The sequence below is a fragment of the Mesobacillus sp. QJM3NY_10 genome (genome assembly GCF_056173465.1).
This window is the reverse complement of the sequence record NZ_CM149675.1, coordinates 697,030-709,930: the sequence shown is the minus strand read 5'-3', so window position 1 is coordinate 709,930 and position 12,901 is coordinate 697,030. Positions and strand designations below refer to the sequence as shown.

14 protein-coding genes are annotated in these 12,901 nt (G+C 43.8%); 1 reads left to right on the top strand and 13 read right to left on the bottom strand.

Annotated features, from left to right (window positions below; genetic code table 11):
• Positions 1-113 precede the first annotated feature (113 nt).
• The 9 genes from AC0VX7_RS03565 to AC0VX7_RS03525 all read right to left on the bottom strand — a co-directional run bounded on the left by AC0VX7_RS03565 (position 114) and on the right by AC0VX7_RS03525 (position 8,885).
• Complete coding sequence (locus AC0VX7_RS03565; protein ID WP_475426709.1) at positions 114-1,499, bottom strand: sensor histidine kinase; 1,386 nt, start codon at positions 1,497-1,499, stop codon at positions 114-116.
• Positions 1,496-2,197: a winged helix-turn-helix domain-containing protein gene (locus tag AC0VX7_RS03560; RefSeq protein ID WP_475426708.1), complete on the bottom strand. Its 702-nt coding sequence runs from the start codon at positions 2,195-2,197 to the stop codon at positions 1,496-1,498. Before AC0VX7_RS03560 ends, AC0VX7_RS03565 begins: the two co-directional genes overlap by 4 nt.
• A gap of 72 nt (positions 2,198-2,269) precedes the next feature.
• Positions 2,270-3,220, bottom strand: a complete 951-nt coding sequence (locus AC0VX7_RS03555) for an ABC transporter permease (RefSeq protein WP_475426707.1) — start codon at positions 3,218-3,220, stop codon at positions 2,270-2,272.
• Entirely contained in the window at positions 3,221-4,132 is a 912-nt protein-coding gene (locus AC0VX7_RS03550) for an ABC transporter ATP-binding protein (protein WP_475426706.1), read from the bottom strand.
• Between the two features lie 173 nt (positions 4,133-4,305).
• The gene (locus AC0VX7_RS03545; RefSeq protein WP_475426705.1) at positions 4,306-5,919 is read right to left on the bottom strand and encodes a hypothetical protein; all 1,614 of its coding nucleotides are present in this window, start codon (positions 5,917-5,919) and stop codon (positions 4,306-4,308) included.
• A gap of 2 nt (positions 5,920-5,921) precedes the next feature.
• Positions 5,922-6,701, bottom strand: coding sequence for an ABC transporter ATP-binding protein (locus AC0VX7_RS03540; protein WP_475426704.1), 780 nt, complete (start codon positions 6,699-6,701; stop codon positions 5,922-5,924).
• Positions 6,702-6,829: 128 nt separating this feature from the next.
• Complete coding sequence (locus tag AC0VX7_RS03535) at positions 6,830-7,564, bottom strand: sulfite exporter TauE/SafE family protein (RefSeq protein WP_475426703.1); 735 nt, start codon at positions 7,562-7,564, stop codon at positions 6,830-6,832.
• Between the two features lie 141 nt (positions 7,565-7,705).
• On the bottom strand, positions 7,706-8,683 hold the full coding sequence (locus AC0VX7_RS03530; RefSeq protein ID WP_475426702.1) for an aldo/keto reductase: 978 nt from the start codon (positions 8,681-8,683) through the stop codon (positions 7,706-7,708).
• Positions 8,664-8,885, bottom strand: a complete 222-nt coding sequence (locus AC0VX7_RS03525; RefSeq protein ID WP_475426701.1) for a hypothetical protein — start codon at positions 8,883-8,885, stop codon at positions 8,664-8,666. The genes AC0VX7_RS03530 and AC0VX7_RS03525 overlap by 20 nt, the downstream gene beginning before the upstream one ends.
• A 100-nt stretch (positions 8,886-8,985) precedes the next feature.
• Between AC0VX7_RS03525 and AC0VX7_RS03520 the strand changes: the two genes are divergently transcribed.
• A complete protein-coding gene (locus AC0VX7_RS03520; protein ID WP_041966786.1) occupies positions 8,986-9,426 on the top strand; it encodes a YtoQ family protein in 441 nt (146 codons plus the stop codon).
• A gap of 42 nt (positions 9,427-9,468) precedes the next feature.
• Here AC0VX7_RS03520 and AC0VX7_RS03515 read toward each other — a convergent pair whose 3' ends face one another.
• The 4 genes from AC0VX7_RS03515 to AC0VX7_RS03500 all read right to left on the bottom strand — a co-directional run bounded on the left by AC0VX7_RS03515 (position 9,469) and on the right by AC0VX7_RS03500 (position 12,821).
• Complete coding sequence (locus AC0VX7_RS03515) at positions 9,469-10,035, bottom strand: hypothetical protein (RefSeq protein ID WP_475426700.1); 567 nt, start codon at positions 10,033-10,035, stop codon at positions 9,469-9,471.
• 321 nt (positions 10,036-10,356) lie between these two features.
• Positions 10,357-11,685, bottom strand: a complete 1,329-nt coding sequence (locus AC0VX7_RS03510) for a hemolysin family protein (protein ID WP_475426699.1) — start codon at positions 11,683-11,685, stop codon at positions 10,357-10,359.
• Between the two features lie 206 nt (positions 11,686-11,891).
• Positions 11,892-12,659 (bottom strand): TerC family protein, encoded by a 768-nt coding sequence (locus AC0VX7_RS03505; RefSeq protein WP_475426698.1) that lies wholly within the window; start codon positions 12,657-12,659, stop codon positions 11,892-11,894.
• Between the two features lie 21 nt (positions 12,660-12,680).
• On the bottom strand, positions 12,681-12,821 hold the full coding sequence (locus tag AC0VX7_RS03500; protein ID WP_475426697.1) for an FbpB family small basic protein: 141 nt from the start codon (positions 12,819-12,821) through the stop codon (positions 12,681-12,683).
• Positions 12,822-12,901: the final 80 nt, after the last annotated feature.

Below are 12,901 nucleotides of genomic sequence, written 5' to 3'. Positions count from 1 at the left end.
TTAAAATGCTGTTAACTATAAATGTATGCGTGAGAACATTGGTTGAACACAGGTTTTCGTACAAAAACATGAGAGGCAGTATACAAAAAAAGCACAGGGTACGTCCCCATGCTTCACTTCTGTCTCAGATACAAAGGCAATGTAAAAGTAAATTTGCTGCCTTTTCCTGGCTGACTTTCAGCGTGAATCTCTCCACCATGCGCGTTGACGATATATTTGACGATCGCAAGGCCAAGTCCTGTACCGCCTGATTCCCTTGATCGAGATTTTTCACCACGGAAAAATGGATTGAAGATCAATGGCAAATCTTCTTCTGCGATTCCTTGTCCATTATCCTTAATGATGATTTGAAGATATCCGCCCTGGTTCTCTACTTTCAACAGGATATTCGTCCCGCCGTACTTGACTGCATTATCAACCAAGTTCGCCATGACTTGCTTGATTCTGTCGCTGTCTATTTGCAGACTGATAGACGGCAGTGGATCAGCAAGCACTAATTTTACCCCCTGATAGTCCAATTGCGCACTATGAAAGGTCTCCTGGAAAAACTCGCGACTGTTCACAAGATTCTTATCAATTGAAAGCTGCTCGAGCTCAAACTTCGAGAACTCAAACAAGTCTTCGATCAGCCTGTCCAGCTGGTTTGTCTTTGATTTGATGACTGAATAATATTTCTTCTGCATCTCCTCATTCTTGGCAATGCCGTCTTCCAATCCTTCCACATAGCCCTTGATCGAGGCAAGCGGTGTCCTTAAGTCATGAGAGATGCTGGCGATCAATTGCTTACGCGCCCGTTCATATTGCTGCTGCTGCTCAACCGATTTTTTCAAGTGGTCACGCATCAGGTCAAAGCCATGGATGAACCTGCCGATTTCATCCTGCTTTCCATATCTGATCTTATAATCAAGGTTCCCTTCAATTACTTCCTCTGTCGCATGATATATTTCCTTCAGAGGCTGGAGGATCGTCTTGGAAATATACCATGTCCATAGTAAAATCAGCGCAAGCAGTACCGCCAGGCCAATCCCAATCGCTCCCAGGATGGCATAAATCATTTCTTTGAACTGACTAAATGGAGGAACGGTGAGAGAATGAGCCTGGATTTCCGCAGACAACTCGCCATGCTCCTGTGTCAGCACGTCAACATTAAGCTTTCCCAACCGGTCCAGCCATATGGATTCTTCCTGCCTTTTTTGATACCCCGAAGAGTTGAATAAAGTCTCCCCCTCTGAGGAATAAACAGTCAATCCCATCTGGTATTTTTGCATCAACGACCTCACTTTTTCGTAAAAAAGATCTGGCTCATCAAGATGTCCAGCATTCTCGTTAATGATTTCCTTTGTCTCTGTTAAAAGCACATCGAGTTCATCTTCGCTCTTGCCTGCCCGCTCTTCCATACCTGCCGAATAAAAGGTCATGAACAAAATTGCTGCCGCAATTGGCACAATAATAATGCTGACAAAAGCGAGGATCAATCGCGGTTTCAGCCCCCACCTCATTGGCTGCCACCATCGAACTTATAGCCAATTCCCCAGACAGTTTTGATAAACCGTGGTTCTGACGGGTTAACTTCCATTTTCTCGCGAAGCTTTCTCACATAAACAGTGATTGTGTTCGTATCGCCGACATGCTGATAGCCCCAAACGTTTTCCAGCAGTTGCTCCTTTGTAAACACCTGGCCTTTATTGGCCGCCATGAAGGCGAGCAGCTGGAACTCTTTTGCGGAAAGATCGATTGGCCTTCCTTCCGCATTTACGGTATATTCCTTCAAATTAATTTCAAGTCCAGGATATCTAATCGTATTTTCAGTTTCCTTCGGGACTGACAGATGCTTAAACCTTCTCAGCTGCGCCTTGATCCGGGCAACAAGCTCCCCCGGACTGAACGGTTTGGTCACATAATCATCCGCGCCAATCCCGAGACCAATAATCTTGTCGGTATCACTCTTCTTCGCGCTCATGATGATGATCGGAATGTTCGACTCCGCCCTGATTCTGCGGCAAAGCTCTATTCCGTCCATTTTTGGCAGCATGACATCGAGCACTGCCACCGTGGGCCGATGTTCAATAAATTGACTCAAGCCGTCATGCCCGTCAAAAGCCAGAACACTGCGATATCCCTCCGCTTCCAGATAATCACGGACAAGCTCGGCAATTTCACGTTCGTCTTCCACAATTAAAATCAAATCTTCATCCATATTGGTACCGTCCTATTTTTAAAAATAAAGGAAACCACAAATGCGGTTTCCTCTTTCATAACATAGTCAAGCTTAAGCTGCAACGTCACGCTTGTTAAAAATGAACAGTGATAGAAAAGCAAACAGCCCGAAATAAATCAGCAGCATCACGATCGAGAATGTCATTGTCATTCCTTCAACCAGCGGTGTCCCCGTTGTGTACTGCTGAAGATCCGTGTTGGCAAATAGGATGTATTTTACCCAGTCGTACTGGCTTAAAAGCTGGACGATCTGCGGACCCGTGAACATCAGGAACAAAGAGATCCCGATGGCGAGCGAGCTGCTGCGGAATACAGTCGAAATCATGAAAGCCAGAGTGACCATCATAATCAAATCAATGCTCCTGAATCCAAACAGCTCAATAATATGGGTGACCATATTCTGCTCGATAACCCTGCCATTGCTGTAAGAAAGATATGGAGTTTCCGCTCCGCTGAAGCCGAAAAAGATCATTCCAAACAGGAAAGAAGTGCTGAATAATAAAACGAGCATCAAAAGTGCAAACAACAAGGTCGAAGCATATTTCGCCAAGAGTACTTTTGTTCTGCTCACAGGGCGAATCAGCAGCAGCTTGACTGTCCCCCAGGAAAATTCACTTGCTACCATCCCCGCAGCAATCACAATGGTAAACAAGGCTGCAATCCCGGTGAATGTCGTCGCATCAACCATATAGCCCCAAAGTGAATCCCGTTCAATTGGCGCAAGATTATGTTCGATCCGGTATTCATTTAAGGCGATCCTTTCCTGCAACAGTCGCTTTTGGGCATCAAGCATCGGCGCTGATTCAAGGCTCTCTGTCAATTGAGCATTTTCAGCGGTCAGCTGTGCTTTCCAGTCAGCATTGCTGCCAGGGTCCAGGACAAACTTTGTAAAAATACCAACGAGGGCCACGACGAGTACCAGTATTCCAATCATCACCCATGTTCCCATACGTTTATAAATTTTTATGTTTTCATTATGAATCAGTCTAAAAAAATGGCTCATTTATCTTCCCTCCGTCATTTCCAGGAATTTTTCCTCCAGCGTACTATTTTCAGAAGAAACCTGATAAATCTCAAATTCATTTTCCGCAAGCGCCTTAACCAGGGATGGAACCTTCTCACGACTGGCTGAAACAAACAACTTAGCTCCATTCACCTTTGGATTGAGCTCAGGAAACGTCTGTTCAACAAACTCCCTGGCTTTTTCAATCGGCTCAATTTCAAGTACCGTATTCACTTTTTCTCCGACAAAGTCTCCCACCGTTTCCACGCTCACCAGATGTCCATCCTGGATAATGCCAATCCGGTCACACATCAGCTGCATTTCCGAAAGCATATGGCTGGATACAAAGACGGCGATCCCTTCTTCATGGGCGATCTTTCGGATATAAGTGCGGATTTCCCTGATTCCCGCGGGATCCAGGCCATTTGTCGGCTCATCGAGGATTAATAGCGCCGGCGAATGCAATAACGCCTGCGCCAGTCCAAGTCTCTGCCTCATTCCCAGTGAATAGCCCTTAACCTTCTCATGAATCCTTTTTTCCAGTCCGACCAGCTTGACGATTTCATCGATTCTTTCCTTTTTCACAGAATCCGGCAGCATCCGCGCATATTGAAGCAAATTATCGTAACCGGAAAGGAACTTGTACATTTCCGGATTTTCAATAATGCCTCCAACATGCGAAATCGCCTTTTCAAAGTTCTTCTCGATGCTAAAACCATTGATCAGCACTTCACCTTCCGTAATGCCCATCAACCCAACCATCATCCTGATTGTCGTCGTCTTCCCCGCACCATTCGGCCCAAGAAACCCAAACACCTCACCCGGAAAGACATCCATGCTGATTCCATGGATAATCGTTTTATCTCCAATCACTTTCTTTAAATTCTTTATCTCAACAATCGGTTTTTTCATAGATCATTGCCTCCCTTTCACAAACTCTATTCTGTCAGCGAAACCCTAAAATACCCTTATAAAATTATTAATAAATTATTAATACGGACGAAAACATACGCAAAAAAAAAGAGTGACATGTGCAGTCACTCCCCATTCTTCGCATGATTAATAGCTTTTAACCTAAAACGAACTCACTTCAATACTTTCCACAAACCCCAATTCACTGCAAACATCAAAATCGCGTATCCAGCCACGCCAAAGGGCAATTTCAATGCTAAAAAGTGAAGTCCCACAAAGACAGGGATGATAAAGAAAAGAAGAAACACTTTGATATCGCCACTCTGCTGGACAGCGTCGAACGGCTGTGAAAAGGCGAGCTCCTTTCCTCCTGCCAGAAAGCACACCGCTGTATAAATCAATGCCGCAAATAATACCGCAGCCAGGTCATCCAAAATCCTCAGACCAAACAAAAAGCTGAACATAACCGACACGAGCAGGAACAATGGCAAAAACAACTGGAACAAGAATGCCTTCAATGCCGCTTTATTGATCAGACCAAGCCTTTTTACTGGTGCGACCTGATAAATCCAGCTGCCTTTATAGGAACCGGAATGCGCGAGCATGATGACCGACGTCGGGATGACCAGCATGATTGAATACATACTTAAATAGGACCGACTGGCAGCGAATTCCTCAAAACTCATTATGGAATAGCTGTTGAACATAAACACGAACGGAACCACCACGGCAAACCCAAGTGAAGGATAGACCTTCAGCTTGAAATCACGCTCATTTTTCATCATGATCCTTGCGAACCGGAAAAATGGCAGCTCATCTTTGGAAACCAGCATCGGCATGGAACGGAATAGCTTCCATTTGTTGCTGGCTTTTTTCTTGCCAGTCTGGCTCGATAGCTTTTGCAGATTCCTTTCAAAGTCCGGGATCAATTTCAAATAAACGAGGATGGACACAACCGGTCCAAGCACGGCCAGCATCGTCAAGATCATACTCCCGATGCTTCTGCCTCCCCCAAGCAGCACATCGAACAAGCCGCCAAACCACATCGGCGGAAGCAATAGCTGCCACCAGGCAAAATCGATTGTATAATCAAGATTCACCAGTTCAAAAGAACGCGCCACCACCTGGTAGCCAATCATCATGCCGACAGTGAGGGCAATCTGGACATAGTTGATAATATCCTTAAGCTTTTCACCGTCAAAATACCGCAAAATAAACAGGTACAACAACGCTGTAAATGCAATGATAAAAATGTCGGCCAGCGCGAATGAGACAAGGAACAATAAAGTGAATAGGATGCCCTTGAAGAACAAGCTGACCAACAACGGAATCAACGTTGTTGCCAGGGTAATGTACAGCATGTAAATCGTCACATGCAGCAACTTTGCCATGCTTACAGTCTTCGAGTTGACTGGTTTCGTAGCAAGGACGCTTTTATCACGCAAGTCGAGCAAGACCGATGAAAAATCGGAAATCAGCGTCGTCATAATGATGAACATGAAGATGCTGAACAAGATCGACACTTGAAACAGATAATTATCTTTTAAAAATAAAAACGGAATCAGCATCAACCCAAAAAAGCCGTACATCCACAATGATTTGAAGAATTCATTCTTCTCTGGTTTATCCTTCTTTTTCCTTGACTGGTTGAACACCGTCGGCTTTCGGCGCTGATCCATTGTCAGCTTGACCTGGAGAATTCGCCGCATCGTCCTATAATCTACACCCATTTTTAAAAAGAATGGCTTAAAAACATCCAGCAGCCTTAAAACGAAAAAATTGTCCATCGTCACCCCTCCTTAACGATGGATACAAATTCAGAGGCACGATCCTGGTGCTCATGGAAGCCGGTCATCTGATTGAAGATATTCTCAAGTGACCCCTCTTTGCTCTGACTCTTCAATTCTTCAAAACTGCCATTCGCCACGATATAGCCGCCATGAAGCAGGACAATCCGGTTGCTGATTTTCTCGACAACATCCATGATATGGGACGAATAAAAAATCGTCTTCCCTTCATCAGCGAACAAGGCAAGAATCTCCTTAAAAACCATCACACTATTCGCGTCCAGACCCGTCAGCGGTTCATCAAGGAACAGCAAGTCAGGATTATGTAAAAAACTAGATACAATCAGCGTCTTCTGCCTCATCCCTTTCGAAAAAGAAGAAATCCGGGATTGATAGACCTCAGCCAGGCCGAACACATCGAAAAGCTGCTTTGCCTTCCTGTCCGCATCATCATAATCCATCCCATACAGCTCAGCAACGAACGTCAAATACTCCTGAGCCGTAAGCGAATCATACATTTCAGAAGTCTCGGGAATATAACCGATCCTCCGCTTGTAGCTTTCACCCTGCTTCGCAATATCCTCTCCAAAAATCTCAATCCGCCCGGAATATCCTTCTTCAAGGCCAAGCATCAGTTTTACCGTTGTACTTTTTCCCGCGCCGTTTGGTCCTATGTATCCAATGATTTCACCTTTATCAACCTTTAAATCTATCCCTTTCAGCACTTCTTTGCTTCCGTATGATTTAGTCAGGCCGGTAATTGATAATATTTCCGAAGACATGACTCTCCCCCTTTTAAAAATGGTTCAAAATGCCATATTATCATTCTAACACAGTAGTAAAATACTGGAATGTCATGTGGGGTATCATGCGAAAAACCCCCTTATCAATAAAATAAGGGGGCATCCTGCTACACCACTTTTTCGAAAAGAATCTGTACAACAAGCGCCACTGTCATCACCCGCAATATCGGTTTGACATAGCTGGGGTTCAGCTTACTGGCAATCCTGACGCCAATTTGCGCTCCTGTCACCGAACCGAGCATTAAGGCAATGGTCAGCGGCCAGATAACAGCCCCGGTAGAAATATAGGTAATAGCCGCACCTAAACAGCTCGAAAACGTGGCAAGGCGAACATATCCGACCGCCCGGATGTAGGCGATGTTCAAATGATCAAACAGATATAGCATCAGCGTTCCTTGTCCTGGCCCAAAAAGCCCATCATAAATCCCGATTGCGTATAAACCAGGAACACTTTTACCAGAAGGCTTTAATGGCTGATCTCCAGACATGCTCCCTTTCCCCAAGAATGAGGCGAGGAAAGCAAAAATCAGCAAGCCAATCGCCACTACATACATGTCTTCACTTGAGATTTTCGTAGCAATGAAACCGCCGCTGACTCCTCCAATCAGGCTGACAGGGATGATCCAGAATGATTCCTTGAAAGTAATTTTCTTTTCCCTATAAAGATGATAAAAGCTCGAGAAGGAGCTGATTGTATTTGAAACTTTATTCGCGGCAATCGCAGAATGCACTGGGATGCCTAACACCAGCATGGAAGGCAAGCTGATTAATCCTCCGCCACCAGCCAGAGTTCCAATCGTCGTTGCTAAAATTCCAATGAAAAAGAGAATGATATAATCCATAATTTAACACCTCCTTCATTCATTATATTTGTAAATATGTAATAAGAAAATTTAATAAAATCAATAAATATCGATAAGAATTAGTTATAGACCAACAAAAAAAAAGAGCAGCAGAATGGTTCTGCTGACTCCATTAATTTCCTAAGGCAGTCTGACACCGCGTGAGCTTACATACAATGAATACCATTCCTCACGGCTGAGGCTGATATTGACTGCATGACCACTTGCCTTGATCCGTGCTGGGTTCACCGTGCCAATGACAGGCTGGATGGCGGCTGGGTGTCTCATCAGCCACGCGAGCACGATGGCTTCTGGTGTTGTTTGTTTTTCTTCTGCAAGCTTTTGTACCATGGCCGCAGTCTGCTTGACACTATCGCTTTCATTCTCGATATTTTTACCAGAATAGAGCCCTTTGGCAAGCGAACCCCAGGATTGAATCTGGATTCCTTCCATCTGCATAAACTCCAGAGTCCCTTCAGGGAAGGTGTTTTGGCGTGCGGCGTCCTGGTTGATATGGACACCCGTCTCAAGCCAGTCGATTTTATTCAAGCTCATTTCCAGCTGATTGACGATGATTTTTTCATCGGTATGCTTCTGAAGAAAACGGATTTGACCAGCACTCATGTTAGAAACACCGAATGAACGCACCTTGCCGGAAGCTTTTAGCTGATGAAAGGCTTCGCCAACTTCGGCCGGTTCCATTAGAGGATCAGGACGATGCAATAACAGGATATCCAGATACTCGATGCCAAGCCTTGAAAGGATGCCATCCACACTGTCGAGTATGTATGATTTGGAAAAATCATACCTGCCTGGCAGGCCAGATTCCTGGTCAGCGAAACGAATGCCGCATTTCGACTGGATGATCATATCATCACGAAGTCCGGGTTTTTCTTTTAAAACCTGCCCAAAAACTCTCTCTGCTTTTCCCAAAGTATAAATATCGGCATGATCAAACATATTGATCCCAGACTCTAACGCCGCTTCCACCGCTTCATATGCCTGCTTGACATGTTCCGGTTCGATCGGACTGCTGTCCCAGCTCCCGCCAAGGCCCATGCAGCCAAACACAAGCTGTGAAGCATTCAATCCATTTTCATTAATAGGCAACTTTTTCAATTCTTCCTTCCTCCTTAAAACTCTTTGCAAGACATTCTATCATACGAAAAGGAAAGACGATAATGTAAGGCCAGAAACCATCTGCACGCAAATCCACCAAGGTTAGGCCATATTGAACTTGATTATGTGCCCATACCCTTGAAAATCCACCAAGTTGGGGCACGTAAACGGCATTACTACCTAACAGAGGATTAACTTTCACCAAATCTTCCTTCGAAAAATCACTCCATCCTAATTCCTTTGAATTATCAGTAAAGTCTTATATGATTGAATTACAATAGATTCAATTGGAGGGTGTTACGATGGAATTAACGGTTTATTTGGCAGGCCAGATTCACGATGATTGGCGTGATCAGGTGGCACAAAAGGCGAAGGAAAAGAACTTGCCTTTGGTCTTCGTCGGCCCGCAGACTAACCATGATCGCTCTGACAATATTGGCGAGGACATCCTTGGAAAACAGCCGGGCAATGTGTATAAGGACGACGCTGCATCTGATATCAACAACTTCAGGACACAGGTTTTAATGCAAAAATCGGATATCGTCATCGCGCTTTTTGGTGAAAAGTACAAGCAATGGAACACAGCGATGGACGCCAGCGCTGCCATCACGATGAACAAACCAACCATCATCGTCAGACCAGAATCCTTGATTCACCCATTGAAAGAACTATCCAATAAAGCGAACGTTACGGTAGAAACCGTTGATCAGGCGTTGGATGTCATCAGTTATATCTATGAATGAAACAGAAGCATAGGGTGCGGTGTGCCCCCTATGCTTCTACTTTTATACATCAAATTCCACCCCATCCACTTTCCATTGGTCATTGTATAATTTGTATTTCAGTTTCAAGAATGTTGGGGGGCTTACTGGCTCACCGTTTGCATCCTTTAAAAATTCTCTTATATATACAGTATAGGTATTGTTTTCGCGGTCGTAATGAAAACCTTGTATGACCCAGTCATCCAACTGATAATCATCAGCTGAATATAGCAGCCATTCGACATTATCGTTATTTTTAACAAATAACTTATTTTCCCTTTCCTCCAGCATAAGTTCTGCAGACAGCAGAGATTGCAGGGTTTCTTTATCACCTGTAGTATGTGCCTTTACGAAATCTCTTGATAGGTTGCTCAATTGTGAAAACAGTTCGCTTTCTTGTTCATTGGTTTCAATTTGTTTTTCCAGTTCTGATATTTTTTCATTTAACCTAGCAATCTCCTTTTTATTCTCAGTAAGATTCAGGGTTAATGTTTCTTTCTCACTCTCGAGCTGATTGTCTGTTTCTGTATCAGTACAAGCTGTAATGATTGGAATGCAACAAACAATCAATAACAATCCTTTTTTAATCATATTCTTTCCCTCCTTTTCACTTTTGTATATTTCTACCAAACTTTCACAAAACCCTTCTATAACCGCCATCTAGTTGGTCATCTCAATGGGCTCAAATGCCTGCTCGTACTCTACTACTTTTAAAAATTCAGGGATGTCGGAGCTGTGGGTGAGTAAATGGTGGATAGTGATGTCATTGCCATGAGGAAAATCTTCGATAAAATCACTAAGGTACTGGTCTGTGGAGAGTAGTCCTGTCGAAAAGGTTCTGCCCTTCTGTAATAAAAATAAAAAAGAAGGTCTCTCATTAAAAAAAACGAAAGAACCTTCTTAAATACGGTCTTATGATTCTATTCCTGGAGTCGAATCTTCAATACTCACATGGACACGGGCGATCCTTCTGTCATCCATTTCAGCAACTGCGAACACAATTCCCTGATACTTAATCTCTGGCCGTTCGTCCGCACCAGGAATATAACCAAGCTGACCGAGGATAAATCCACTTAACGTATCATATTCTGCGCTTGGAAGTTCTACTTTGAGTATATCCTCTACCTCATACAAATTAAGGGTGCCAGCCATGATAAAGTGATTTTGATCAATTTGTTCGATTTCGTCGACGTCCAGTTCCGGTTCATCATACTCATCAAAAATATTGCCGACGATTTCCTCAATCAGGTCTTCAATGGTCACAATTCCATCCGTTCCGCCGTATTCATCAATGACAACCGCCATATGAATATTGCTCTTCTGCATATCTCTGAACAATTGATCGAGCCGCATCGATTCCAGGATAAAGCTTGGCTCCCGCAGCATACTTCTCAAATTGAACTCCTGCGGATCAACACCTTCAATGAACGGGATTAAATCCTTTGTATGAAGAATACCAATGATATGATCAATGTCTCCATCGTAAACAGGCATTCTTGTGTATTTTTCCTGGTTGACGATCTTGACCGTCTCTTTCAGGCTGGTGCCAGCTGAAAGAGCGATAATATTAGTCCTGTGTGTCATGATATCAGATACCGTTTTATTATCGAATTCAAAAATATTGTTAATCATAACCTTTTCTGAATCCTGTATGGTCCCTTTTTCCCTGCCTACATCAACCATCATCCGGATTTCTTCCTCTGTCACATGTTCACTCTCCGCATTTGGATCTACCCCAAACAGCCGAACAATTCCATTCGTGGATATCGTCAACAACTTAACGAATGGCGAGGAGATTTTGGACAACACAGTCAAAGGACCAGCGGCAAACATCGCAATCGGTTCAGCTTTCTGAAGCGCAAGCCGCTTGGGGACTAATTCTCCCAGCACGAGTGTAAAATAAGACAACACCAATGTAATCGTGATGACAGAAATCAATTCAAGCATCCCCTGTGAAAGCGGGACGCCCATTTCGTTCAAGAATACTGCCATCCTGCCAGCAAAGCTTTCAGCTGCAAACGCACTCGCCAGGAAGCCTGCCAGAGTAATACCAATCTGGATGGTGGCCAAAAAACGGCTTGGTTCGGCAGTTAGATTATACAGCATCTTCGCTTTTCGATTCCCGCTGTCTGCCATCAATTTTATTTTATTATCATTCAACGAAATTAACGCGATCTCTGATGCGGCAAAAAAAGCATTCAGTACAATCAGGATCAATAACACCACTATCTCGATTCCCAAAAGGGATCAACCTCCAAATTCCTCATTTCTTTAATTGTATCAAAGACCCTCAAACCATTGCCAATGGGTGCTATCCTACATCAACGGAAACACCCCAATTATTTCAATTCATTTCTTCCGGTAAAAAGACAGTCGGTGTTTTTATGATACTCAATTGCATGGATGACATACTTCGTTAATAGGTCATTGCACATTCAAGGTATGTTTTACGCACTCTGCGCTTGCTCTTTTTCCTTCGTCAGGAACCAGCCGGCTGCTGCTATCCCAATTAGGACCGTGTAGAAGAACAGCTTCCATTCTACTGAATGGGCGAAGTCATAGGATAATACTCCGATATCAGGATGACCAAGTGTTAACACCGCAAGCTTGACGCCTACCCAGCCAACAATCGCAAAAGCGGCGATTTCGAGACCAGGTCTTGATTGGAGCAATTTCACAAAGAGGTTGGCAGCGAAACGCATGATGATCAAACCGATTAATCCGCCGGCAAAAATGACCAGGAACTTGCCGCCATCCATCCCGCCGATTTTGGGCAGATTGGTATTCGGAAGTGTCATCGCCAAAGCAACAGCTGCCAGTATGGAATCGACCGCAAAAGCGATATCCGCCAGCTCCACTTTGAATACAGTCGCCCAGAAGCCTGATTTCTTTTTCTCTGCAGCTTTGTTTTCGTCTTCCAATTTTTTAAAATAAAGCTTCCTGACTATATGATTGATCGCAATGAATAGCAGATATAACGCTCCGATTGCCTGTACCTGCCAGACATCAACCAAGAAAGAAATGATGAATAATGAAGCAAATCGAAAAACAAATGCTCCTGCCAAACCATAGAATAGTGCCTTTTTCCGTTCTTCTTCCGGAAGATGCTTTACCATAATCGCCAATACCAATGCATTATCAGCTGCAAGCAATCCTTCAAGAGCGATTAATAGCAGCAATACCCAACCGTATTCAAATAAAATCGACAGTTCCAATCACTTTTCCCCCTTTTAAAATTAAGATGCGTTTCCGTTTTTAACTCCCAAGCGTCTTGCTTCAATTCGCTCGTCGATCTTTTCAAGCAGCTTCTGATCCTCCAAAAGCTCACGCCTGTTCTCCTTCAGTAACTCCTCAAAAGACACCTTTTTCTTTTTCACCTGATTCAGCTCCTTTTCAATAGTTTCATATTATTGAAAGTTCCAATTCGTCTGCGGCCGGTCTGAACATAGAAAAAGAC

What these genes read in the sequence shown, in the direction of transcription:
- AC0VX7_RS03565 (WP_475426709.1), bottom strand. Translation starts at nt 1,499, where the DNA reads ATGAGGTGGGGGCTGAAACCGCGATTGATCCTCGCTTTTGTCAGCATT.
- AC0VX7_RS03560 (WP_475426708.1), bottom strand. Translation starts at nt 2,197, where the DNA reads ATGGATGAAGATTTGATTTTAATTGTGGAAGACGAACGTGAAATTGCC.
- AC0VX7_RS03555 (WP_475426707.1), bottom strand. Translation starts at nt 3,220, where the DNA reads ATGAGCCATTTTTTTAGACTGATTCATAATGAAAACATAAAAATTTAT.
- AC0VX7_RS03550 (WP_475426706.1), bottom strand. Translation starts at nt 4,132, where the DNA reads ATGAAAAAACCGATTGTTGAGATAAAGAATTTAAAGAAAGTGATTGGA.
- AC0VX7_RS03545 (WP_475426705.1), bottom strand. Translation starts at nt 5,919, where the DNA reads ATGGACAATTTTTTCGTTTTAAGGCTGCTGGATGTTTTTAAGCCATTC.
- AC0VX7_RS03540 (WP_475426704.1), bottom strand. Translation starts at nt 6,701, where the DNA reads ATGTCTTCGGAAATATTATCAATTACCGGCCTGACTAAATCATACGGA.
- AC0VX7_RS03535 (WP_475426703.1), bottom strand. Translation starts at nt 7,564, where the DNA reads ATGGATTATATCATTCTCTTTTTCATTGGAATTTTAGCAACGACGATT.
- AC0VX7_RS03520 (WP_041966786.1), top strand. Translation starts at nt 8,986, where the DNA reads ATGGAATTAACGGTTTATTTGGCAGGCCAGATTCACGATGATTGGCGT.
- AC0VX7_RS03515 (WP_475426700.1), bottom strand. Translation starts at nt 10,035, where the DNA reads ATGATTAAAAAAGGATTGTTATTGATTGTTTGTTGCATTCCAATCATT.